Source organism: Shewanella sp. Koi 1, from assembly GCF_052907445.1.
Window position 1 is genome coordinate 742,626 of sequence record NZ_JBREJM010000001.1, and the last position, 23,576, is coordinate 766,201.

Annotated in this window: 25 protein-coding genes and 1 other RNA gene; 15 read left to right on the forward strand and 11 right to left on the reverse strand. The window is 49.0% G+C overall.

The window, feature by feature from the left end; translation table 11 throughout:
• Window positions 1-42: 42 nt before the first annotated feature.
• The gene (locus ACUZ8J_RS03375; protein ID WP_011624090.1) at window positions 43-219 is read right to left on the reverse strand and encodes a hypothetical protein; all 177 of its coding nucleotides are present in this window, start codon (window positions 217-219) and stop codon (window positions 43-45) included.
• Window positions 220-666: 447 nt separating this feature from the next.
• Here ACUZ8J_RS03375 and ACUZ8J_RS03380 point away from each other — a divergent pair, with 447 nt between their 5' ends.
• Window positions 667-2,463, forward strand: a complete 1,797-nt coding sequence (locus ACUZ8J_RS03380; protein ID WP_086902749.1) for an ABCB family ABC transporter ATP-binding protein/permease — start codon at window positions 667-669, stop codon at window positions 2,461-2,463.
• Between the two features lie 82 nt (window positions 2,464-2,545).
• Entirely contained in the window at window positions 2,546-2,803 is a 258-nt protein-coding gene (locus ACUZ8J_RS03385; protein ID WP_086902750.1) for a hypothetical protein, read from the forward strand.
• A 40-nt stretch (window positions 2,804-2,843) separates the two neighbouring features.
• On the opposite strand, the gene ACUZ8J_RS03390 is transcribed toward ACUZ8J_RS03385, so the two are convergent.
• The 3 genes from ACUZ8J_RS03390 to ACUZ8J_RS03400 all read right to left on the reverse strand — a co-directional run bounded on the left by ACUZ8J_RS03390 (window position 2,844) and on the right by ACUZ8J_RS03400 (window position 5,290).
• Complete coding sequence (locus ACUZ8J_RS03390) at window positions 2,844-3,050, reverse strand: hypothetical protein (protein ID WP_086902751.1); 207 nt, start codon at window positions 3,048-3,050, stop codon at window positions 2,844-2,846.
• A 144-nt stretch (window positions 3,051-3,194) separates the two neighbouring features.
• Entirely contained in the window at window positions 3,195-4,685 is a 1,491-nt protein-coding gene (locus tag ACUZ8J_RS03395) for an FMN-binding glutamate synthase family protein (protein WP_089066948.1), read from the reverse strand.
• Window positions 4,686-4,696: 11 nt separating this feature from the next.
• Window positions 4,697-5,290: a histidine phosphatase family protein gene (locus ACUZ8J_RS03400; RefSeq protein ID WP_446693066.1), complete on the reverse strand. Its 594-nt coding sequence runs from the start codon at window positions 5,288-5,290 to the stop codon at window positions 4,697-4,699.
• A 169-nt stretch (window positions 5,291-5,459) separates the two neighbouring features.
• On the opposite strand from ACUZ8J_RS03400, the gene ACUZ8J_RS03405 reads away from it, so the two are divergent.
• The 3 genes from ACUZ8J_RS03405 to ACUZ8J_RS03415 all read left to right on the forward strand — a co-directional run bounded on the left by ACUZ8J_RS03405 (window position 5,460) and on the right by ACUZ8J_RS03415 (window position 7,614).
• On the forward strand, window positions 5,460-6,068 hold the full coding sequence (locus ACUZ8J_RS03405; protein ID WP_374917405.1) for a DUF5610 domain-containing protein: 609 nt from the start codon (window positions 5,460-5,462) through the stop codon (window positions 6,066-6,068).
• Between the two features lie 129 nt (window positions 6,069-6,197).
• Window positions 6,198-6,947, forward strand: a complete 750-nt coding sequence (locus ACUZ8J_RS03410) for a ferredoxin--NADP reductase (protein ID WP_446693067.1) — start codon at window positions 6,198-6,200, stop codon at window positions 6,945-6,947.
• 70 nt (window positions 6,948-7,017) lie between these two features.
• Complete coding sequence (locus ACUZ8J_RS03415) at window positions 7,018-7,614, forward strand: glutathione S-transferase (RefSeq protein ID WP_446693068.1); 597 nt, start codon at window positions 7,018-7,020, stop codon at window positions 7,612-7,614.
• Between the two features lie 7 nt (window positions 7,615-7,621).
• Here ACUZ8J_RS03415 and ACUZ8J_RS03420 read toward each other — a convergent pair whose 3' ends face one another.
• Window positions 7,622-8,044 carry a hypothetical protein gene (locus tag ACUZ8J_RS03420; RefSeq protein ID WP_446693069.1) on the reverse strand — a complete coding sequence of 141 codons (423 nt, stop codon included), beginning with the start codon at window positions 8,042-8,044 and terminating at the stop codon, window positions 7,622-7,624.
• 218 nt (window positions 8,045-8,262) lie between these two features.
• On the opposite strand from ACUZ8J_RS03420, the gene ACUZ8J_RS03425 reads away from it, so the two are divergent.
• The 5 genes from ACUZ8J_RS03425 to ACUZ8J_RS03445 all read left to right on the forward strand — a co-directional run bounded on the left by ACUZ8J_RS03425 (window position 8,263) and on the right by ACUZ8J_RS03445 (window position 15,028).
• Entirely contained in the window at window positions 8,263-9,270 is a 1,008-nt protein-coding gene (locus tag ACUZ8J_RS03425; RefSeq protein ID WP_109286235.1) for a Fe(3+) ABC transporter substrate-binding protein, read from the forward strand.
• A gap of 77 nt (window positions 9,271-9,347) precedes the next feature.
• Window positions 9,348-10,982 (forward strand): ABC transporter permease, encoded by a 1,635-nt coding sequence (locus ACUZ8J_RS03430; protein WP_109286236.1) that lies wholly within the window; start codon window positions 9,348-9,350, stop codon window positions 10,980-10,982.
• Window positions 10,979-12,028, forward strand: coding sequence for an ABC transporter ATP-binding protein (locus ACUZ8J_RS03435; RefSeq protein ID WP_109286237.1), 1,050 nt, complete (start codon window positions 10,979-10,981; stop codon window positions 12,026-12,028). The genes ACUZ8J_RS03430 and ACUZ8J_RS03435 overlap by 4 nt, the downstream gene beginning before the upstream one ends.
• 139 nt (window positions 12,029-12,167) lie before the next feature.
• Window positions 12,168-13,880 (forward strand): gamma-glutamyltransferase, encoded by a 1,713-nt coding sequence (ggt, locus tag ACUZ8J_RS03440; protein ID WP_446693070.1) that lies wholly within the window; start codon window positions 12,168-12,170, stop codon window positions 13,878-13,880.
• 206 nt (window positions 13,881-14,086) lie between these two features.
• A complete protein-coding gene (locus tag ACUZ8J_RS03445) occupies window positions 14,087-15,028 on the forward strand; it encodes a Dyp-type peroxidase (RefSeq protein ID WP_011624076.1) in 942 nt (313 codons plus the stop codon).
• Between the two features lie 64 nt (window positions 15,029-15,092).
• On the opposite strand, the gene ACUZ8J_RS03450 is transcribed toward ACUZ8J_RS03445, so the two are convergent.
• Window positions 15,093-15,995, reverse strand: a complete 903-nt coding sequence (locus ACUZ8J_RS03450) for a LysR substrate-binding domain-containing protein (RefSeq protein WP_446693071.1) — start codon at window positions 15,993-15,995, stop codon at window positions 15,093-15,095.
• Between the two features lie 103 nt (window positions 15,996-16,098).
• Here ACUZ8J_RS03450 and ACUZ8J_RS03455 point away from each other — a divergent pair, with 103 nt between their 5' ends.
• Window positions 16,099-16,731, forward strand: a complete 633-nt coding sequence (locus tag ACUZ8J_RS03455) for an NAD(P)-dependent oxidoreductase (protein ID WP_446693072.1) — start codon at window positions 16,099-16,101, stop codon at window positions 16,729-16,731.
• Window positions 16,732-16,956: 225 nt separating this feature from the next.
• On the opposite strand, the gene argR is transcribed toward ACUZ8J_RS03455, so the two are convergent.
• The gene (gene argR / locus ACUZ8J_RS03460; protein ID WP_011624073.1) at window positions 16,957-17,427 is read right to left on the reverse strand and encodes a transcriptional regulator ArgR; all 471 of its coding nucleotides are present in this window, start codon (window positions 17,425-17,427) and stop codon (window positions 16,957-16,959) included.
• A 290-nt stretch (window positions 17,428-17,717) separates the two neighbouring features.
• Between argR and mdh the strand changes: the two genes are divergently transcribed.
• Window positions 17,718-18,653 carry a malate dehydrogenase gene (gene mdh, locus ACUZ8J_RS03465; protein WP_446693073.1) on the forward strand — a complete coding sequence of 312 codons (936 nt, stop codon included), beginning with the start codon at window positions 17,718-17,720 and terminating at the stop codon, window positions 18,651-18,653.
• 79 nt (window positions 18,654-18,732) lie between these two features.
• Here the strand turns inward: mdh and ACUZ8J_RS03470 are convergent, their stop codons facing one another.
• A complete protein-coding gene (locus ACUZ8J_RS03470; RefSeq protein ID WP_126511937.1) occupies window positions 18,733-19,122 on the reverse strand; it encodes a thiol-disulfide oxidoreductase DCC family protein in 390 nt (129 codons plus the stop codon).
• 209 nt (window positions 19,123-19,331) lie between these two features.
• Here ACUZ8J_RS03470 and folM point away from each other — a divergent pair, with 209 nt between their 5' ends.
• Window positions 19,332-20,051 (forward strand): dihydromonapterin reductase, encoded by a 720-nt coding sequence (folM, locus tag ACUZ8J_RS03475; protein WP_446693074.1) that lies wholly within the window; start codon window positions 19,332-19,334, stop codon window positions 20,049-20,051.
• A 73-nt stretch (window positions 20,052-20,124) separates the two neighbouring features.
• On the opposite strand, the gene ACUZ8J_RS03480 is transcribed toward folM, so the two are convergent.
• The 3 genes from ACUZ8J_RS03480 to ACUZ8J_RS03490 form a co-directional block, all read right to left on the reverse strand.
• A complete protein-coding gene (locus ACUZ8J_RS03480) occupies window positions 20,125-20,802 on the reverse strand; it encodes a 5-formyltetrahydrofolate cyclo-ligase (protein WP_446693075.1) in 678 nt (225 codons plus the stop codon).
• 7 nt (window positions 20,803-20,809) lie between these two features.
• A non-coding RNA gene (gene ssrS / locus ACUZ8J_RS03485) (6S RNA) lies at window positions 20,810-20,990 on the reverse strand.
• Between the two features lie 115 nt (window positions 20,991-21,105).
• Window positions 21,106-21,408, reverse strand: a complete 303-nt coding sequence (locus ACUZ8J_RS03490) for a cell division protein ZapA (protein ID WP_089066961.1) — start codon at window positions 21,406-21,408, stop codon at window positions 21,106-21,108.
• A 225-nt stretch (window positions 21,409-21,633) separates the two neighbouring features.
• Between ACUZ8J_RS03490 and ACUZ8J_RS03495 the strand changes: the two genes are divergently transcribed.
• On the forward strand, window positions 21,634-22,209 hold the full coding sequence (locus ACUZ8J_RS03495; RefSeq protein ID WP_089066962.1) for a UPF0149 family protein: 576 nt from the start codon (window positions 21,634-21,636) through the stop codon (window positions 22,207-22,209).
• A gap of 122 nt (window positions 22,210-22,331) precedes the next feature.
• Complete coding sequence (gene ubiH, locus ACUZ8J_RS03500; RefSeq protein ID WP_446693076.1) at window positions 22,332-23,555, forward strand: 2-octaprenyl-6-methoxyphenyl hydroxylase; 1,224 nt, start codon at window positions 22,332-22,334, stop codon at window positions 23,553-23,555.
• Window positions 23,556-23,576: the final 21 nt, after the last annotated feature.

Here is a 23,576-nt window from a genome sequence, read left to right on the forward strand (position 1 = left end):
AAGCTCAAAAATAAAGGCGCTATCCTGGCGCCTTTATTTTTATTATTTCTTGCTCATTTCAGCTAAGTATTCGTTAGCTTTGGCCAAGCTACCAAAAGCTGCAATGAGGTTATTTCTGCCTTTGTCCTGAATTTCTGGATTGCCTGATTCGATCATCATCCACACCCAAGTTTGGATCAGTGGTAATGGCGGGTATTGAACTTTAGCGGAATCCAACATAAAGCTTCCTTCGATCTTAATTTATTAGAATTATCGTTAGTGTTATCGCAGAACGAGTGCTGCACGGCATTTACACACGGATCTACGGCCAGAGATTTGCAAATCCTGCTGCTAGCGATCTTAAGTCCATAGGGCATTTTGGGTAAAACCGACAAAATAATCAACAGTAGAACCCTTGATGTTAGGCCTATTTTAACGGTTACTGTTCTGATAAAGCCAAGCTTGATTCAGAATTTTTTCACCTTAATATTCGCGTTGCGAACTCTCTGAGCGTAAGTCGTTAGCATGACATTTTTATTTCGATAAGCCAGAGAGATTTTGCCAAGATGGCCGCTTTTTGTCTGTCAGAAAAATCTGATTGATTTTATTCAAACTTTCCATGTTTGGTTTCGCCTTAACATGCGCCATGCTGCTACAATTGAGCGACTTTGGCAAAGGTTTAGACATATGCGCCCAACACTGTATTTTGAAGGTCCCATCGATAAGCTCAATTGGCACGTAGTTAAGTTGCTCTGGCCTTATTTGCTCGAGTACAAGGGCCGAGTGGCATTGGCCATGTCTTGCCTTATCGTCGCTAAGCTTGCCAGCGTGGGCTTGCCCTTTATTCTTAAAGATTTAGTCGATACTTTGGATGCCAATAAGACCGCGCAGGCCTTGAGTGTGCCCATCGGGTTGGTATTAGCCTATGGCGCGGTACGACTGTTAACTGTGATCACGGGTGAAATCCGCGACACACTCTTTGGCCGTGTCACTGAGCGGGCCATTCGCCGTTTAGGTTTGGCGGTGTTCGATCACCTACATCGACTCGATTTGGATTTTCACTTAGAGCGGCGCACGGGCGGCTTGTCGAGGGATATTGAGCGCGGCACCAGTGGCGTGAGCTTCTTGATGCGCTTTATGGTGTTTAACATAGTGCCGACCCTGCTAGAAATCGCCATGGTTATTGGTATTTTCTTTTTTAATTATGGCATTGCCTTCGCCGCGATCACTTTTACCTCTGTGATGGCCTACATCTGGTTTTCGGTGGTGGCGACTGAGTGGCGCACCGAATACGTCCGCGATGCAGCCAAAGCCGACTCCCTCTCCAATACCCGCGCCATCGACAGCCTGCTCAACTATGAAACCGTGAAGTATTTTAATAATGAAAAGTATGAATCGGATCGATATGACCAAGCTTTAGATCAATGGGAAGTGGCTAAACGTAAGAATCGTCTATCGCTATTTGCCCTCAACGGTGGGCAGGCGCTGATTATTGCGTTGGCGATGACGGCGATGATGGCGTTAGCCGCCTATAAAGTGACCAATAATGAGATGACCCTAGGTGACTTTGTATTGATCAATGCCTTTATGATGCAGCTCTTTATGCCGCTCAACTTTTTGGGATTTGTCTACCGTGAAATCCGTGGCGCCTTAGCCAATATCGAACGGATGTTCAGTCTGCTCGATAAGCACCCGCGCATAGTGGATAAACCCGATGCCTTAGATTTTGAGCCTAAGCGCGGCGAGCTTAGTTTTGAACATGTGAGTTTTAGCTACGATGACAGGCCCATACTACGCAACGTCAGCTTTAAGGTGGCGGCGGGGAAAAAAGTCGCGGTTGTTGGGGATAGTGGCGCCGGGAAATCAACACTCATCAAGTTACTGTTCCGTTTTTACGATGTGGAGCAAGGGCGCATTTTGATTGACGGGCAAGATATTCGTCACTTAACCCAAGATGCACTGCGCCGAGCTATTGCCATAGTGCCGCAGGATACTGTGTTATTTAATGATTCCTTAGTGGAGAACATTCGTTATGGCCGCCCCGATGCAACGGATGAAGAAGTGCGCCATGCCATCAAACTCGCACATTTAGAGCATTTTATCGCGTCGCTCTCCCAAGGTTGGGATACCAAAGTGGGTGAGCGGGGCTTAAAGCTCTCGGGCGGGGAGAAACAGCGTGTGGCCATTGCGCGGGCGATTCTAAAAGGCTCTCCTGTGTTAGTGTTTGATGAGGCCACATCCTCCCTCGATAGCCGTTCGGAGCAGGCGATTCTGTCGGCACTGCGCGAGGTCGCGAAAGGGCATACCAGCTTAGTCGTGGCGCATAGGTTATCGACCATAGTCGATGCCGACCAGATCGTGGTCTTAAGCCAAGGGGAAATTGTTGAGCAGGGGAATCATCAGTCTTTACTGGCTCAGGATGGTTTATACGCTAAGTTGTGGCGCATACAAAATGAGCAACAACAGCTTTCGGTAGAAGTGTAACAGCGTTGGGACAATTCAGTTTTTATTCAGGTTCGGCTCTCTATACTCAAATCCAAGCAAATAATGATAAGAGGTGCTTGGCATGGAAAATATGGCATTAAGAGTCAATATTGAAGGCAGAGAAGAGAAAGTAAGCACAGACTGGTTTGCGATTATGGCAACCCTTAAAAAACGCGGTGTGGATTATGATTCGCTACAACGCATTCACGCAGAGTTAAATGCAGGCCTTAAAGTGACCACAAGACGTTTAACTCTGGCAAAATTGAATCAAGAACTTGAATTAGCTGGGATTATCCGTAAAACCAATGAATATAATGCAGATATTCGTGGTGGGTATTAGAGAGTATCACTGCTGAAACAAAACAAGGGAATATAAGAAATTATATTCCCTTTGGTTTTTCTGCCTTCCAACCTTCACACAACAGATTGAATTTGGTGGTCGATTCATCGATTCGCGTGAGCCGAATGACTTGGCCTTCACGAAAACACACTAGTTCGCCTTCGATCTCGGTCAAGCGATTACAGCTCTTACAGCTTGTGCTGGCAGTCTTACTGTCGGGCATATGGCTTACAAAGCTTGCTTTCACAGTGTTTCCTTAACTTAATATGCAGTTGTTTAATCTCATGCGTGCATCACGGATCTTACCCCTTTTGTGATACGCATTCAAATTACCTCTTGCTAAATTAACTTTAGACGAAAGTCGTACAAAATGCATACAGAGTTAGATTACTTATTGATTGATATGGGAATAGTACTTATCCAATGAAACCGACAAACCGCTCTCGAGCACAATCCTCACATGGGATGGCTTGAGTTGTCTTGGCTCTGTCACCCCGCAGGAGTGGGCTATCAAGGCTAAATCGTGGTGTAGGTTATGGTTATAGTTGGCAACACGCGTCGATTTATCTCTAGGATCAAGACCTTGCTGGAGTTTCTTGTTGTGAGTCGTGATACCCGTCGGACAGGTATCTTTGTTGCATTGCAGCGCTTGAATACATCCGAGGGCAAACATATTGCCACGGGCCGAGGCGATAAAGTCCGCACCCAAGGCGAGCGCCCAAGCCACCCTCGATGGCACTATGAGTTTGCCCGAGGCGATCACTTTAATGCGTTTACGTAGCCCACGCTGAATTAAGATATTCACCAGTATGGGCAGGCTTTCTTTGAGTGGCAGCCCCACGTAATCCATTAAGGGCTGAGGTGCGGCGCCCGTGCCGCCGTCAGCGCTGTCTAAGGTAAAAAAGTCCGGGGCGGATGCTTCGCCACGGCGCTCAATTTCATCGCAAAAATCTTCAAGCCACTGCACGTCCCCAAGTACGGCCTTAATGCCAGTGGGTTTACCCGTGACCTCACGCACTCTGGCAATCATATCCAGAATGTCAGCCACATTTTTAAACTCGATATGACCATTGGGGCTTATGGAATCATGGCCCTGCGGGATACCGCGAATTTTGGCGATCTCCTCGGTGACTTTGACTCCTGGTAAGATACCGCCCTTGCCTGGTTTGGCGCCTTGGCTCATTTTGATTTCAAACATTTTAACTTCAGGGTGTGCGGCTATCTCTTTGAGCTTGTCATCGTCTAAATGGCCGTGCTCATTACGTACACCATATTTAGCGGTACCAATTTGAAAGACTAAGTCGCAGCCGCCTTTTAAATGGTAAGGGCTTAAGCCACCTTCACCGGTATTTAACCAACATCCCGCCTGCGCTGCGCCGTGGGATAAGGCGGTGACGGCAGGGCGTGATAGGGCGCCGAAGCTCATGGCGGAGATATGGCAAATAGCCTTAGTGGTGTAGGGCTCACGGCAATGGGGGCCAATGGTTTGAGGCAGAATTGGAGTGATATCTTCATCTTGAGTAGGAAAGGCGGTATTCATAAACATGATGGCGCCCGTGCTGTCTAGCGGGCGTGTCGACCCAAAGGCGATGGTTCTGTCGACGTTTTTCGCGGCGCGATATACCCAGCTCCGCTCGGCGCGGTTAAAGGGTAATTCTTCCCTGTCCTGTGCGAAAAAGTATTGTCTAAAAAACTCACCTTGTTTCTCAAATAAATACCGAAAGCGACCTATCACAGGGTAGTTGTGGCGTACAGCCTGTTTGGTTTGTAGCTTGTCGGCGATGTACATATAGACGACAGCGAGGGCGCCTAAGCCAATGAGAATTAAAAAGAGTCCTGAGAAGAGGTCCAGTCCCCACATAAACCAATTGAGTTCTTGCATCTTGTTATCCTCTATTTGTGTCCATAACGGGTGGAGATAAGGCTCGCTGGCTGTCCATCATGGATGGAGAGTAAAAACAGCTGGCTGTAATCATCTTCTGCGATAGTGGGAATATCCGGGCCGCCAAGGGCCTTAATGATCAGTGGGACGGTATTGGAATGCCCCGCGATTAAGCTGTTACCTTTAACGGCATGTACTTGTTCAACAATCTGCTGAATATGGGCTTCGAGTGGTTTTTCTGCAGCAACCACGGTAATGGGTAAATGCCGCTCTGAAGACATAGGCAATAAGGTTTGCTGGGTTCTTTGATATTGGGTCGCGATCAGTTGCGAGATCTGCGTCCTTTGCAAGGCGCTAACCAGCGCGATGGCGCGTGCATGGCCATCATCTGAAAGTGTAGGATCGCCCGCTGGAGCTTCGGCTTTTTCGGCATGTCTCACCAAAATAATCAATCGATTATCGGCAAAAGCTTGATTGATGGGGCTGAGTCCAATGCCGGTAAAGAGTAACAGGCCTAACAGCAGAGTGTGCAATAGCCGAGGGGCATTGAAGCAGGTGATGCGCAAGGAGTGGCTGACCACTGTTAACCATTGGGGAATTGCCATGCCGTATATCCTTATCTAATGGGCGTATGCAAGTGTGACGCTGAGGCGAGTCGATTCATCATGGGTATCATTGCCTTAGATTGTGATGGTACTGCAATTTATAAAATTACTAAAGTTGCTCAATTTTTGGTCGATAATAAAGTCGTCCCAAATTGAATGGATTAGCATCATGGAAATCAACAACCCTGCACAGGTACAGACGCCTTCTACGCCCCATAAGAAGTATGCTGACAATGCCGCTGCTAATAGTGAAAAGACGAAAAATGTGGAAGCGCCCGGAAAACAAACTGCATACCAAACCAGTAAGCAGCTAATGAACCAGGCTATTTTGTCGGCACAGGAAGAAGTGAGTCTAAAATCCGGTGATCAATCCATGGCGTTACTTTATCGCGCGGCAATTGAAGCGATAGATAAAGAATTAGCGCCTTCGATGGGGCCAAATGCGACTCAAACTAACTATGACAATCAGGTCGATTATTCTCCCGAGGCGACGGCCGATAGGATAGTGAGTTTTGCGACGCAATTTTTTAGCATTCACCAACAGCAAAATTCGAATATGAGTCTAAATGATCAGCTTGACAGTTTTATGAGCATCATAGGTGGCGCTATCGATAATGGCTTTAAGGAGGCGCGGGATATTTTGTCCGGCCTTAAAGTGCTGCAAGGGGATATCGCCGATGGCGTCGATAAAACCTATGGATTAGTGCAAGAGGGATTGCAGGCCTTCCGAGATAGCTTCAATAAGAAACCAGATGAGACACAAACGGCTAGCGCATAATGTCCCGCGCTTAGCACTCAATGTTGTAGCCATTTCCCTTGTCTTAAGCCCCTTGCAATAAGGGGTTTTTGTTGCGCAGAGAACAGTCTATGCTAGGGGTCTATTTAACGTTTTGCTTGAGGGCGAGTTATGTGGACTAGGGGACGTGTTATTGAACGTATTGATTGGAGTGATAAATTATTTTCGCTGCGGATAGCGGCCGAACTGGTGCCCTTTATTCCGGGTCAATTTATTAAACTCAGTCAGCTGCAAGATGATAAGCGTGTCGCTAGAGCCTATTCCCTGGTTAATTCCCCCGATAAACCCTATGCCGAAATCTTGGCTGTCGCCGTAGAAGAGGGCCAGTTATCCCCACAATTACAAAATCTTGCTATCGGGGATGAAATCGAGATCACTCCCACAGCCACAGGCTTTATGACTTTAGATGAGATCCCTAAGGGTGCAGGGCAAGGCTGTCACTTATGGTTGTTAGCCACGGGCACGGCCGTGGGGCCATTTTTATCTATGCTCGATACGCCAGAGCCTTGGCAGCGTTTCGAAAAAGTCGTACTTGTCTATGGTGTCCGCGAAGCTAAAGATTTAGCTTACCTCGATAAATTAAAGGCTTATTCGGTGCAATATCCTGATCAGTTTATCCTGTGTTTAACCGTCACCCGTGAAAAGCTTGACGATGCACTGCAATGTCGTATCCCCGATGGCTTAGTCTCGGGAGAGATTGAGGCTAAAGTCGGTTTAGCGCTCAGCGCGGCGGATTCACAGGTAATGATTTGTGGTAATCCGGGGATGATCAGTGGCGCACAGGCCGCGTTGCTCGACAAGGGACTCGCAAAGAATTTACGCCGCGCTCCGGGACAAATTACCGTCGAGAAGTATTGGTAATTGGTTGAGTGTTAATGACAAATAATTAGTCTTAATCGTTTTAATGTCAGTCATATAGAAGGATTTTTTGATGAAGTTGCTCTGCTCCCTCGCTTCACCCTATGCTCGCTGTGTTCGCACATTAATCCGTTATTTAGGGATTAATGATATCGAAGAAGTGTTAGTCAATCCGATGGAAAACACCGCCGAGCTGCTCGATGTTAACCCGCTTGGGCAGATCCCTTGCCTCATCACCAACGATGGTGTGCCTATCTTCGATAGCGAAGTGATTATGCGCTATTTAGACGCCGAATTAGGTGAGCAGCAGATGTTCGGTGGCCAAGTGAATAATTGGGTATTACAGTGCCAATATTCGATGATCAAAGGTCTGATTGATAGCGCAGTAAAATTGCGCCAAGAACAAATGCGTGAAGAGGAGGGGGTGAGATCGGCCTTTTGGACATCGCGTTTTGAGCAAGCGCTGCTGCGTGGTTTGATGCAAATGGAACATCAGAGTGTGATCACTCAGGCAACGATTCAGGCGCCACAATTAGCCTTAATTTGCTTATTAGATTATGTGGATTTCAGACATCCAGAACTCGATTGGCGTAAAGTGGCTCCCGCGACCTCGCTCTGGTTTAGTGAGATGCGCGATCTCCCAGCGTTTGTGGAAACTCGCCCAGCGTAAAAGGTGTTTAATGGTCTGACGAGCGGCGGCCTCTATGGGTCTCACGGCGATTATGTTCACCAAACGCGCCGTAGAGATCCTTGGTTATGCCGTAATCTACCCTACGATCATTACCGGTTTGGCGTCTATCATCATAGTGTTGATAGCGGCACTGGCAATTGGCAATAGTACATTCTTCCATGGGAAGCTCAGGGGCTTCCTTTGATAGAAAACGTTTCCCTTTGAGCTCATCTACCTGATCACAACAACTACCGTCATTTTCGATACTGACACAGTGGAAGCGGCGATCTTGCTCTGCATGTCGTTGATTTTTATTTTTTGCGGTTTCCATGAGTTTGACAAAGTGCTTGCGCTTTTTAGGGCCTCGCTTGAGTGTCAGCAATGCGAGTAGCGCTACCGCGATGACCAGCAGTAGTAAAACGCCCAACATACCGCCTCCTCATGTATTTTAAGCGAATTAAGGTTCAGTTTAGTTTGGTTTGAGATAATCACCAGTTTTAAGTTTTATTTCATTAAAAACAAAAAGTTAATCAACCTATTGCCCTGCTTCACTTGATCTATTACTCTTGCGCAACTGATAACTATTATCATTAATAGTCTTAAGAATTGACTCACGCTTGCTGTCATCATTTTGGGGAGAAATCGCGAATGAAATGGGTAACTTGTGCCGCTTTACTTGGGTTAATGTCGGTTGCGAATTCGGCTAGCGCTGATGAGACATTAACCGTTTACTCCTACCGTCAGCCGTTTCTGGTTGAGCCTATTCTGAAGCGCTTTACGGAGGAAACGGGCATTGGGGTAAATTTTGTCTTTGCGAAAGATGGTATTGCCGAGCGTATCGCCCGTGAAGGCCATTTATCCCCTGCGGATTTAGTGTTAACTTCAGATTTCTCTCGCTTGGTTGAATTGGTCGACAAAGACCTGACGGCTCCCGTGAAAAGTGAGCAGCTCGATAGCAATATCCCCGCGCAATACCGCGATCCCGATGGACAATGGTATGCCTTAACGATGCGTGTGCGTAATCTCTATACGGCAAAAGATCGTCTCGGCCCACAAGCGATCAGCTACGAAGAGTTGGCCGATCCTAAGTACAAAGGCAAGATCTGTACGCGCAGTGGCAAGCATCCTTATAACATCGCCTTAGTGGCGTCTATGATCGCCCACCACGGTGAGGCCGAGACTAAGACTTGGTTGCAAGGTGTGAAAACCAACTTAGCACGCAAGCCTCAAGGTAACGATAGAGCGCAGGTGAAGGCGGTTAAAGAGGGCTTGTGTGATATCGCCATCGGTAACAGCTACTACTACGGCAATATGCTGCAAGATCCAGAGCAAAAGAGCTGGGCAGAGGCTGTGGTGATTAACTTTCCGAACCAAGCCGATCGCGGTGCCCATGTGAACGTTTCTGGTATGGTGCTCACTCGCCATGCGCCGAATAAAGACAATGCAATCAAGTTGATGGAGTTCCTGTCTGCGGATGTGGCACAAAAAGCCTATGCCGAAGTAAACATGGAATATCCGGTCAAAGCCGATGTCGCGCCTTCAACCTTGGTCGCCTCTTGGGGCGAGTTTAAATCCGACCAATTACCGATTTTCAAACTGGCGGAATACCATCAAGCGGCGGTGAAATTGTTAGATGAAGTTCAGTTCGATCTCTAGTTGAGCGGTTATAACGACTAGAAATAGTAAAAGTAAAAAGTGCGCCTTGATTGGCGCACTTAGGTTAAAGGATCCACATGATTTTAGGATTAGCCAGAAGCTGGTCGCTTACTGGTTATGCCATAGCCGCGCTACTGGTGTTACCCCTCTTTGCGTTAATTCTTCAGGCGGCGCAGCCCGATGAGGCTGTTTTTGGTCACCTGCTCTCCACCGTATTACCTACTTATATCTCCAACAGCCTATGGTTGATCCTGTGGGTGAGTATTGGCTCACTCTTGTTGGCACTGCCCTGCGCTTGGTTAATGGCGCGCTGTGAGTTTGTTGCTAGGCGTTATCTGCAATGGGCCTTATTGCTCCCCTTGGCCATGCCAGCCTACATTGTTGCCTACGTATATACCGATTTGCTCGATTACGCCGGCCCAGTACAAACTGGGCTTCGTTCTGTGTTTGGTTGGAATTCACCGCAGGATTACTTTTTCCCCGATATTCGTACCTTAGGCGGTGCGGCGTGTGTGTTGTCGCTGGTGCTCTTTCCCTATATTTATCTGTTGGCGCGCACCGCGTTTATGGAGCAATCCCTAAGCTTGGCCCACGCCTCGAGGATTATGGGCTGCTCGCCGTGGCAGAGTTTTTGGCGTTTATCTTTACCTATGGCAAGGCCCGCCTTAGCCGTGGGCGTGGCTTTAGTGGCGATGGAGACCGCGGCGGATTTTGCCACGGTCAACTACTTTGCCGTACCAACCCTGACCACCGCCGTGTACGACACTTGGCTAGGTTATGGCAATTTGACTGCGGCGGCTAAGCTCTCGGCCATTATCCTCTTGGTAGTGTTTAGTCTGATTGGAATGGAACGTTTTGCTCGCCGTAAACAGCAGTTATTCCAAAAGCAGTCCCGTATTCAAGCGAGCGATTTATATCGGCTCTCACCGCTGCAAACCCTATGTGCTCTCGGCTATTGCATCACCTTGTTAGTGCTAGCCTTTGTGCTGCCAAGCGGGATTTTACTCTCCTATGCCATTGATTATTTTGCGCAGAGCTGGGATCCGATTTTCTGGCAATTGAGCGTGAATAGTTTGAGCCTCGCACTCATCACTAGCCTAGTGTGCTGCACGATTGCATTGATATTGATGTTTATTCGCCGCGTGAGCCCGAGATCGAGCGATGCGCTGCCATCACGCTTGGCATCGACTGGCTATGCCTTGCCTGGCACAGTGCTCGCCATTGGCGTACTGGTGCCATTAACGCTGCTCGATTTTGCGATCAACGACTTAGCCGATTGGTTGGGAATGACAGGCCCTGGGCTTCTGTTTACGGGCAGTGCGGCCGCGCTGGTTTTTGCTTTTTGTGTGCGCTTTGTGGCTATCGCCATCGGCAGCGTAGAGACTAGCTATAAACGCATTTCGCCGTCACTGGACATGGTGAGCCTAACCCTAGGACAGAGCCCAAGACGACTATTGCAAAGAGTGCATCTACCGCTGCTCACTAAGGGGTTATTTGCCGGGGCATTGCTGGTGTTTATCGAAAGCATGAAAGAATTACCGGCGGCATTGTTACTGCGGCCCATAGGGTTTGAGAATCTCGCCACCTATGTCTTCCAGTTTGTCTCAGACGAAAAGCTTGAACATGGCGCCTTGCCCGCCATTGTGATTGTACTCGTGGGTTTAGTCCCGCTGATTTATTTAAACCGTTCCTTGGAGCAAGATAGCCGATGACCAGTACCCTCAATCTTCATCAAGTTCATAGCGATTATCAGGGCCAACAGGTACTCAAAGGCTTGGATTTAACCCTAGCTCAAGGGGAAATCCTTGCGCTGTTAGGCCCAAGTGGCTGCGGCAAAACCACTTTGCTCAGGGCGGTTGCAGGATTGCAGGCCATCAGCCAAGGTGAAATCCAAATTAATGGCAAGACGGTTAGCGGCGCAGGGCAATTTGTGCCGAGTGAGCAACGGGGCATAGGGATGATTTTCCAAGACTATGCCTTGTTCCCCCATTTGACCGTCGCCGAAAATATTCTCTTTGGTGTGGCAAAATTAACACCAGCGCAGCGCAAGGCGCGGTTAGATGACATGCTCGCCCTAGTGAAACTCGAAGGGTTAGCCAAACGCTATCCCCATGAGCTATCCGGTGGGCAGCAGCAGCGGGTGTCGATTGCGCGCGCACTAGCCTATGAGCCGCAATTGCTGTTACTCGATGAGCCTTTTTCAAATATCGATGCTCAAGTGCGCCACAGCATGATGGCGGAGATCCGCAGCATTCTCAAACAGCGTAATGTCAGCGCGGTATTTGTGACCCACAGTAAGGACGAGGCCTTCGTCTTTGCCGATACCTTGGCTATTTTCAACCAAGGCGTGATAGTGCAGCATGGCCGCGCCGAGGACTTATATGCCGCGCCCAATAGTCGCTATGTGGCGGATTTTCTCGGCAGTGGTAACTACTTACCCGCCGAAGTGCTCGATGGCCATAGTGTTGCTACCCCGATTGGTGAGCTGCGCAGCCTGACGCCCTTGTCGCAATCCCATGCTTTCAATGGACAAGTGTTTTTGCGGCCACAGCAATTGGCGCTTAGCGCCGATGATGCGGGGGTGGGGACCATTACCGAGCGGCGCTTCCTCGGGGCATTTTGCCATTATTGGGTGAAAGTCGAGGCGGCGTCCCACGCCCATTATGTTGAAGTGCGCAGTCAAATCATGCAGTTGAATGTCGGGCAGCGAGTGGGATTAAGCACTGAGCCGCATTCTCTGGTGCTATTTGAGTCTTAAGCAGGCCGCAGAGGATATGTCACTGTATCAGCATAAAGTATGACATCTTTGCTTACGTTTAACTTGGGCAAAAAAACGCTAGATTGCTGATATTTTCAGCCTTCCTTGTTACCTTAATTCCTCCAGAGTGGGAGGAATTATGATAAAAACAATAAAATCAATTTGTACCTTAGTCACAGTGGCGACAGCAATGTCGTCATCGGGAGTATTGGCCATGGATAGGATCACGGGTAAAGCCTTTGCGACGCGCTCAGAAGTGTATGCCACCCATGGGATGGCGGCTACCAGCCAACCGCTAGCGACACAGGTGGCGATTGATGTATTAAAACAGGGTGGCAGTGCTGTAGATGCGGCGATTGCCGCCAATGCCATGCTGGGCTTAGTCGAGCCTACAGGTGCCGGGGTTGGCGGCGATTTATTTGCCATTGTCTGGAGCGCTAAAGATAAAAAGCTCTATGGCCTCAATGCCTCCGGTCGTAGTCCCAAATCCTTAACCCTAGAGAAGCTCAAATCCCTCGGCTTAGATTACTTACCGCCCTTTGGGCCGCTGCCCGTGTCGGTTCCCGGCGCGGTGGATGGATGGTTCGAGTTGCACGATAAGTTCGGCAAACTGCCGATGGCCGATAATTTAGCGCCTGCGATTCGTTATGCCCGCGAAGGCTTTCCCGTTTCTGAGCTGATTGCTTATTATCTTAATGGCAGTGGTAAAAAACTCGGTCAATTCCCCGGTTTTAAAGAAACCTATATGCCCAATGGCAAAATGCCTGCGGTAGGGGAAATCTTTAAAAATCCCGCATTAGCAAACACCTACGAGAAAATTGCCAAGGGCGGTCGCGACGCATTCTATAAGGGCGACATTGCCAAGAGCATAGATAAATACATTAAGGCTCAAGGCGGTTACCTCAGTTATGAAGACCTAGCCAGCCATACTAGCGACTGGGTTGAACCCGTATCGGCCAACTACCGTGGCTACGATGTGTGGGAATTACCGCCCAATGGGCAGGGGATTGCTGCACTACAGATCTTAAAAACCATGGAGCCCTTCGATGTCGCGGCCATGGGCTTTAACAGCCCCGAATATGTGCATTTATTCGTAGAGGCTAAAAAACTCGCCTTTGCCGACCGCGCGAAATTCTATGCCGATATGGCCTTTAACAAAGTACCAGTTAACGATCTGATTTCGCAGCAATACAACTACGATCGCGCTAAGCTCATCGACTTAAACAAGGCGGCTAAGAGTGTCGATGCGGGTAATCCTGCGCTGCAACATGGGGATACTGTGTATCTCACTACCGCGGATAAGGACGGCAATATGGTATCGCTTATCCAGAGTAACTACCGCGGCATGGGCTCAGGTATGACGCCACCGGATCTCGGTTTCGTGCTGCAGGATCGCGGGCAGATGTTCGATCTCACCGAAGGTCGTTTCAACACCTACGCGCCGGGTAAGCGCCCCTTCCATACCATTATTCCCGCCTTTGTAACCAAAGACGGTAAACCTTGGCTAAGTTTTGGGGTGATGGGCGGTGCAACGCAGCCGCAAATGCACGCGCAGATCATTGTTAATCTGATTGATTTTAAAATGAACTTGCAAGAAGCGGGCGATGCCCCCAGAATTTTGCACACAGGTTCGACCGAGCCTACGGGTGAGGTGATGAATGACGGTGGTTATGTGAGCTTGGAATCAGGCTTCCCCGTTGAAACTCGCCGTGAGCTGATTAAGAAAGGCCATGTGCTCCGCGATGGGCTTGGTGATTTTGGCGGATATCAAGCCATTGGTTTTAATGCTGAAACGGGCGTTTACCGCGGCGCCTCCGAAAGCCGTAAAGACGGTTATGCCGCAGGTTACTAAGGCATAATTTGCTTGCGGCGTAATGAGCGCCGAAGCTTGCGTAACACTGATTGACGAGGCGTAATGGCCTCGTCAATTTTTATATTGCAGTCTACAAACGTGTTTACATTACAAAGACGGACAAACTGTGCGTTACTTAATGTCATTTTCAGGTAAAGTTGCGGATAATATTGCCGAAAATGAATCGACAAAAGGGTGATAACCAGATGGATATTCAAAATATGCCGCGTGAACAGTTGGGTGTGTGTGCAGAGGGAAACTTACATAGCGTCTATTTGATGTTTAATGCGAGCGACAACGATAACGTTGAATCGCAATTGCGTCCCTGTATTGCCAACGTTGCGCAGTATATTTATGAGTTGACGGATCAATATTCCGACAGCGCATTCAATGGTTTTGTGGGCATAGGAGCCAACTATTGGGACAGCCTCTATCCCGATGCTCGCCCCGAAATGCTCAAACCATTCCCAGCGATGCAAGCGGGTAACCGTGAGGCGCCTGCGATCGAATACGATCTGTTTGTGCATATTCGCTGCGACCGCTACGACATTTTGCATTTAGTCGCCAACGAAATCAGCCAAATGTTCGAAGACTTAGTCGAGTTAGTCGAAGAGGAACGCGGCTTTAGATTTATGGATAGCCGCGACTTAACAGGCTTTGTCGATGGCACCGAAAACCCTAAAGGACGCCATCGTCAAGAGGTCGCCTTAGTCGGGGATGAAGATCCTGAATTTAAAGGTGGCAGCTACATTCACGTGCAAAAGTACGCCCACAACTTGAGTAAGTGGCATAGATTACCGCTTAAAAAGCAAGAAGATATTATTGGTCGCACCAAGCAAGACAACATTGAATACGAGTCGGAAGATAAGCCATTAACTAGCCATATCAAGCGGGTAAACCTCAAGGATGACAACGGCAAGTCGATTGAGATTTTGCGCCAGAGCATGCCTTACGGTTCGCTCAAGGAGCAGGGGTTGATGTTTATTTCAACCTGCCGTACGCCAGAGCACTTCGAGAAGATGCTCCATAGCATGGTGTTTGGCGATGGTGCGGGTAATCACGACCACCTGATGCACTTCACCAGTGCATTGACGGGCTCTTCTTTCTTCGCCCCAAGCTTAGATTTTTTGATGCAGTTCGATAATTAAGCCTGCGTAAAATCTTAGATAACGCACTGAGCCTTAAAGCCTCAGTGCGTTTTTGTTTGTGGCCTTAACTTGATGCTGTCCACTTACTGAGATCCTGCTGCCATTGCTGGGCGGTAAAATCGATAAAGGCGCGCACCAGCGCTTGTTGATAACTGCGGGAGAGATACACAGCCCAAAGGGTTTGCCCTGGCGCCGTGTATTCGGGGAGCACTTCTTGTAGTTGGCCGCTGGCCAGATAGGGATTGGCTAAGTCGCAGGGCAAGTAGGCAATCCCATGCCCGCGCAATGCGGCGCTGACTAGCACTCCCATTTCATTTGCCATCAGATTCCCCATAGGTTTAATCAGCTCACTCTGTTGCTCCTTGAGGAGCTGCCAATGTTGCTGCGAACTATGGATAAGGCAATTATGGCTGAGCAAATCGTTAGGGACGGTTAGCGGCTCCGCTTGAGCCAAGTAACTGGGCGCGGCGCACAGCACGGCATCTATGTTCATCAGTTTGCGGGCAATCAAATTCTCATCGGGCTGCTCGGTATAGCGCAGTGCAACGTCCACCCGCTCATCCACTAATTGAGCAAAACTGTCCGACATTAACAGCTGAATATTGACCTTAGGGTGTAATTTTATAAAGCGATCGACCACATCAAACAGACTGTGTTGCCCAAGTCCGACGGGCGTGGCAATACGAATACTGCCAACTAATTCGGTGTTATGACTATGGGCGCGGCTTTCCATTGCGGCGACTTCGCTCAGCACTCGCTGACAATATTGCAGGGCTTCTTCACCCTGTAGAGTGAGGCTCACGCTGCGGGTCGTGCGGTGCAGTAAACGTAAACTCAGCCACTGCTCAATTTCTTGAATATGACGTGAAACCTGGAGGCGACTCAGATCGAGGTGTTCTGCGGCCTTAGTAAAGCTGCCACAGTTGGCCACTTCGATAAAGCTACGCATGGCGGCGATTTTATCCATTAGTATCTCAATCTGAAACAATGATGCTCATTTATCGATATTTATCACGTGAAGTGTCGCAAGTAAACTGGTCTCAATTTAAATCAGTAGCGAGACTTATCAAATGAAAATTGCAGTATTAGGTGCATCAGGTTGGATTGGCGGAACCATTTTTAACGAGGCGCTGAGCCGTGGTCATGACGTGGTTGCCTTAGTGCGTGACCCAAGCAAGCTTGGCGAAACAGCGGCAGAAGTGCGTAGTGTCGACCTGACTCAGCCATTGAAAGCCGACACATTTGCAGGTGTCGATGTAGTGATTGCCGCAGTGGGTGCGCGCGCCGAGCAGAACCATGGCATAGTCGCGAAGACGGTCAATAATCTGTTAGCCGTGTTGCCACAGGCAAAAGTGCCTCGCCTACTTTGGGTCGGTGGTGCAGGTAGTTTAGAAGTCGCGCCGGGAGTGACCTTAGTGTCTACGCCAGATTTCCCGCCCGCCTATAAGGATGAAGCCTTGGCTCAAGGTGAAGCTTTGAAGGCATTTCGCGCCGCTAGCACCAATGTTAACTGGACTTTTGTTAGCCCAGCGGCAGAAATCTACCCAGGTGCCAGTGAAGGCCCATACCGTTTAGGTGGCGATAGCTTCTTTACCGATGCGAATGGCCAGAGCAAGATTTCTGTGGCCGACTACGCCAAAGCGATGCTCGATGAAGCAGAAAAAGCGGCGCATCTTAATCAAAGGATCAGTGTGGCCTACTAAGGCTGACGATCTTAGAACTACGGGCTAAAGTCGACGAACTAAGGTTTGTGAACTCAGGTTTGTAAGCTTGGGGTGACGAGTGTTTGTTCTCGGTGTGCGTCATCCAAACCAACAGATAGGTCTTGTGCTGTAACGTAATCGGGACACCAGCCCTGAAACGAGGGCAATGTTGGACTGAAAAGCGTACAGATAAAACAGAACAGGTCAGCAAGCTGACCTGTTTTTTTATTCTGCGTAGTTGAATAAAGATTTGATGGTTTCCAAGGTATCGGCGATATCTTGGATGCTGGATGGACAGATAAAGATAGTGTCGTCTCCGGCAATGGTCCCCAAAATCCCTTCTGGTTTACCGATGGAATCCAATAAACGGGCAATTAATTGCGCGGCGCCAGGGCTGGTGCGAACGACAATCATGGCTTGGTTATGGTCAACATCGAGTACTAAGTTCTTTAACGGGCTGCCAGCGGTAGGCACGCCGAGTTCGGCGGGTAAGCAATAAACCATCTCCTGCTTAGCGTTACGGGTGCGTACGGCACCGAACTTGCTCAGCATCCGAGACACTTTCGATTGGTTAATATTGCTAAAGCCTTCTGCTTGTAAAGCGGCGACAATTTCACTCTGGGAGCCAAAGCGCTCCTCTTTTAAAATCGCCTTAAAAATTCTAACAAGGTCATCCTGATTCTTGGTCGTTTGCATAGTCTTATTCTTTATTCAAAAAAACAGGCGTATTTTGAATAGTTTTGGTCAAAGTGTCAACAAATAACCATTATGACTGAATAAAAATGCAATTTATGGATGGCTAGATAGCCGTATTGTCGGTATTGATATTGAACTAGAGTAAATATTCAACATTGGAATGCTCAGTTTCGCTAAAACTTTGTCTCCACGACTAAGGGATAATTGAAATTAACGTGACATTCCAGTAATGTGACGCCAACGGAAATTAGATCCATGTCACACATATCCGAGAAATAACGGAGATAACTATGAAAGTTGCTGTACTTGGTGCTGCTGGTGGTATCGGCCAGGCTCTCGCCCTACTGTTAAAAACTCAATTACCTGCGGGTTCTAAACTGTCTCTATACGATATCGCACCGGTTACTCCGGGTGTTGCGGTTGACTTGAGCCACATCCCTACTGCGGTAGAAATCAAAGGTTTTGCTGGTGAAGATCCAACGCCTGCACTGGAAGGTGCTGACGTTGTTCTAATTTCTGCTGGTGTTGCGCGTAAGCCTGGTATGGATCGTTCAGATCTGTTCAACATCAACGCAGGTATCGTTCGTAACCTGATCGAAAAAGTGGCTGTGACTTGCCCTAAAGCGTTAGTGGGTATCATCACTAACCCAGTAAACACTACTGTTGCTATCGCGGCTGAAGTGTTGAAGAAAGCGGGTGTTTACGACAAGAACCGTCTGTTCGGTGTGACTACTCTGGACGTTATCCGTTCTGAAACTTTCATCGCTGAATTAAAAGGCTTAAACGTTGCTGACGTTAAAGTGAACGTTATCGGCGGCCACAGCGGTGTGACTATTCTGCCATTACTGTCTCAAGTTGAAGGCGTGACTTTCTCTGATGAAGAAGTGGCTTCTCTGACCAAGCGTATCCAAAACGCAGGTACTGAAGTGGTTGAAGCTAAAGCCGGTGGCGGAAGCGCGACTCTGTCTATGGGTCAAGCGGCTTGCCGTTTCGGTATGTCTCTGGTTCGTGGTCTGCAAGGCGAAGCTAACATCGTTGAATGTGCTTACGTTGACGGCGGTAGCGAGCACGCTGAATTCTTCGCTCAACCAGTGCTGTTAGGCAAAAACGGTATCGAAAAAGTACTGCCTTACGGTGAAGTGAGCGCATTCGAAGCTAGCGCCCGTGATTCTATGTTAGATACGCTGAAAGGCGATATCAAACTAGGCGTTGATTTCGTTAAGTAATCCATCTGGATTATCAAAAAACGGAGCACAATGGCTCCGTTTTTTTATGGGCTAAATGTGAGTATTTACTTGAGGTTCGTTACTTAGGTAGTTGGCATTGATTGTCGCAGCGCGCCTTGCCCGTCAGTAAGTAAGAGATGCGGTATCTGTGCTTGGCAAATCTCAGGTAGCACCAGTCCGCGATAGGTTTGATAAGAGGCAGCCGTAGCATCTGCACCCAAGGGCGTGTACCCGTTAATCCCCAAGCTTTGCAGGTGACATCGAGCCCAAGCAAAATCTCCCCCGACGCCGTTTCACCATGCAGAATGGTATTGGCGTACTCTTTATCGATATAGCCGAATCGAGCGCCAAAATGCTCGGCATTAAGATCCACAAGTTCGATGCGATCATCGGGATCGCGCGCTTTAAGTTGGCGCATTTCTGCGCTACATAAAGGGCAATTGCCGTCGTAAAAAATCCTCAGTTCCATAGGGCTTCCTCGATTAAGCTGGCCTTGAGTATACGCGGGCGCCATCATTTTAGATCTAAATTATGCAGCCTTTAATGTCTTTATGATTAGGCGCAGGATGATAAAGACAGTAACATTCTGCGATTACACTGTTTTATTGATGATTTGGCTAACTAGATTTGCCCTACATTGAACCCATAAGCACGTATTCGGCAAATAACAGGATGAATATGACAGCTCCCATTATTATCACAGGTGTGGGTAAACGCATTGGCTACGCCCTCGCGAAACACTTGCTCGCCCAAGGGCACAAGGTGATTGGCACCTATCGCAGCCATTATCCCAGCATCGATGAGTTGCAGTCTTTGGGCGCGATTCTAATCCAATGCGACTTCTACGATAATGCGCAGCTTCAAACCCTGATTGAGCAATTGAGCCAATATCCTAAAATCCGCGCCATTATCCATAACGCCTCTGACTGGCTGCCAGATAACAACCCAAGCCTTGCCGCCCATGAAGTCATGCAACGCATGATGCAGGTGCATGTGAGCGTGCCCTATCAAATGAACTTGGCCTTAGCCTCACAGCTGCGAGCGGGAGCCGAGGGCGAGATTGGCGCCAGCGATATTATCCATTTCACCGATTATGTGGCCGAAAAGGGCAGTGCCAAGCACATGGCTTACGCGGCCAGCAAGGCGGCACTGGATAACTTAACCTTATCCTTTGCGGCGCAATTGGCACCCGAGGTTAAAGTGAATGCGATTGCGCCGGCGATGATCCTCTTTAATCCAAGCGATGATGAAGCCTATCGGCAAAAGACCTTGGCTAAGGCCATCTTGCCAAAAGAAGCTGGAAATCAGGAGATTATCGCCTTAGTGGATTATCTATTGGCGAGCCGCTACGTCACAGGGCGTAGCCATAATGTCGATGGTGGGCGGCATTTAAAGTAAAGCGGCGTGATAGCCGTGAACTTAATCAAGTACTGGGTTTAAACGAATAACTGGGCTGATTCAACTAAACGACCTAGTCGAACCGCCATTCGCGGCTTGGGGTGATAATAGTCGGTAAGGGCACATCCCAATGCTCGCAGGGCAGGGCCGTGACTTGCTGGCAATCATGGGCGTAACCCATGGGTAGAGGTTTACCTTTGTTGTGCCAATTGGCAAGCGTTCTGTCGTAATAGCCGCCACCCATGCCCATGCGATTACCTTTGATATCAAAGGCAACCAGCGGGGTGATCACCACATCGAGCCGTTCAATCGGCATCACGGCACGCACATCCAACTTAGGCTCTAAAATGCCAAATTGATTCGGCAGCATTGGCGAGTCGGTGTGGTAATGCAAAAACAATAATTGCCCAGCATTAAAGGGGTGGAGCCGTGGCAGATAGGTGTGAATCCCCTGTCGCCAAAGCGCTTCGATAAGCGGAGCGGTTGCCAGTTCACCATCGTGGGTGAGGTAAAGTGCGACATGCTGGGCATTCAGCGTGCTCAGTTTTTCGAGTATCCGCTGACCTGCGGCAAGGCTTGCCTCTGCCTGCTGCTCTGTCGAAAGGGAGCGGCGAGCTAAGCGGATCTGTTTGCGCAATTCGGCGCGGCTTAGCGTTGGGCTTAGCGACTGGGTATCAATTGCAGACTGATTGCCGTGTGGCCCATTGACTGTTGGGGCCGAAGTGTTCGAGACAGGTGAAGTGATAGACATAAATAAGATGCTCCCCAGAATGCCGCTACCGGTGTAGCCCTTGAACCGTAGGTTCAAGGCGGGTAAATGATTACCTCCTAAGGCTTCTCGGTACGAGCCGAGCATGCTCAATGTCAGTAAAGCATTCACCCTGAGATCAAAATTATCGGCACAGGGACATTACCAGTTGGCCTGCACCCCAGGGAGCAAAAACGGTATTGAATCGCTAATCGTTTGGCTTAAAAAGTATAGGCCAGTTTAGCCATTCACTGTGCAACTCTTCTCAGATAGATGGTGCTTGGCACCGAGTGGCACAGTCTAAATCTATTTGGTTGAACGCTCAACTAAGGCGTTTTCCAAGGTTGACTGCAACAGGCTGATGCGGTCATCCATTTGTTTCATATAGTGCTTATTCTTTTGCTTTTCTTGGTACAACTCGTGTCCAATATTCAGCGCCGCCATAATGGCAATTTCTTCGCGGCTTAAGCTGTTGGTGCGATTTTTCATCGAGATGAGCTGTTGCTCAACACCTTGCGCCACAACGCGTAGGGCATCTTCCTGACCTTTCGGGCAGGCGATAGAGTAGGTGCGTCCCAGTAGGGTGATTTCAACTGCACTATTACTCATTCGAAGATGATCCTTTCGTTGGCATCGATAGGGCGGACTATATAGGGCTGATATTAAAAGTGCAAGGTGAGCCGCCGATGGATTGCACATTCGCCGTTTTGTTTGCTGCTTGTGTGAGCAGTTGCCGGAATTTTTATCTTCGCCCCCAAGAATGCCGGATCAGAGTTGGTTCAAGTCTTTATCTCTGCTAGCATTGCTGCTGGAAAATTCTGATTGGAACCTGATATGGCGACCCCTCCTTCGTTACGTATCGACAGCTTAAAAATCGCCCTCGATGCGGCTGAAATTGGTCAGCATCCCGTGGAAGTGCACGGTGCCCTTGTGGGGTTAATCTGCGGTGGCGTAGATCAAACTGGCGATCTGTGGATTAAACCTTTATTTGACCTGATGAATGATGGTCAACCTTTACCAGCGCCTCTGCATCAATTGGTGTGTGAGCTATTCCAAGACTCGGTTGCCCGTTTAGGCGACTTTGAGTTTGGCTTTATGCCACTGCTTCCCGAAGAGGAAGAGCCGTTAAGTCAACGCGTTGAAGCGTTATCCCTGTGGACACAAAGCTTCTTAACCGGCATCGCGATTATCCAGCCAAAGCTGAATAAAGCCTCGGCCGAAGTGCGTGAAGTGATCAAAGATCTGGCGGAGATTGCTCAGGTCGAGTTTGACGTGACCGAAGATGAAGAATCGGAAACGGCTTACACAGAGTTGCTGGAGTTTGTCCGCATTGCCGCCATTTTGTGTTACTCCGAGTTTGGCCCAGAGCCGAGCCACGGAGAGGGCGACGATCCTGCGGTTATCCACTAATCGTAGAAAGAGAAAGGTCGTAGAAAGAGAAAGGCGGAACGATTCCGCCTTTAATGAGTTTCAAATCTAACATCCTGATGGCGAAACGCTTTTAGCCATGCCATAGCTTGAATGAGAACCCCATGACGGTAGCAGAGCACATGGATAATTCAGTTCAAAATGTCGATATTGCCATTGTTGGTGGCGCCATGGCGGGGGCGACCCTCGCGCTGGCCTTAGCGCGTTTGTCTGGCACTGAAAAACCTTTATCTATTGCCTTAATCGAGGCGCATCTTCCCGATAATAGCCACCCCGGCTTTGACGCCCGCGCCATCGCCATTGCCCATGGTTCCATCTTCGAGTTATCCCGTTTAGGTTTATGGCCGAAACTGGCGCATTTAGGCACGGCAATTAAGGATATCCACGTATCCGATCGCGGCCATTTTGGGATGACGGAACTCAACGCCAGTCAGTTTCACTTAGATGCGCTGGGCCAAGTCGTTGAGCTGGAAAGAGTCGGCCAAGTGCTGTTTAGCGAGCTTCATAAAACTCAGGTTAAGCTCTTTTGCCCTGCCAAACTGTCAGAGTTAATTCCGGCTAACGAGAGTCACACCCTAGTGCTCGATTCCGGCGAGCGGATTTGCGCCAAGCTGGTGGTCGCCGCCGATGGCTTGCAGTCTAAGGTGCGCAGCAGTTTTAATCTGCCCATTACCCAAGTGGCGTTTGAGCAAACCGCGATTATCGCCAATCTGCAAACCGATAAGCCGCATCAGCATTGGGCTTATGAACGCTTTACCGAGACTGGCCCACTGGCGTTATTGCCGATGGCAGATAGTCAAGGACAGCCGCGTTTATCCCTCGTCTGGGCGCTTGACGATAACCGCGCCCAAGCGATGCTCACTACGCCCAAAGCCGAGTTTTTAGCTGCGTTGCAGCAAGCCTTTGGCTATCGCGCTGGGCGGTTTATCGACGTTAGTGAGCGCCATGCTTATCCGTTAAATCTGTCCTACATGCCAAGGCCGATTCACCATAGATGCGTGTTTATCGGTAATGCGGCGCAGACTCTGCACCCGATTGCGGGGCAGGGGTTTAACTTGGGCCTTCGGGATGTCGTCAGCCTGCTCGATGTGCTGCAACGCGCGCTGGCGCAGGGTGAGGATATCGGCGGTGTCGTCGTTACCCATGGCTATTTGCAGGCCCGCGAGGCGGATAGAAACAGCACTATTCGCAATATTGAATTTTTAGTCCGTGGCTTCTCTAACCAATACTGGCCCTTGGCCCTTGGGCGTAATCTGGGATTGCGTCTGTTATCTTGGTTCCCGCCACTGAAAACCCCCGTCGCGCAGAAGGCGATGGGCTGGAAATAATCATTACTGGTATCGCAACGC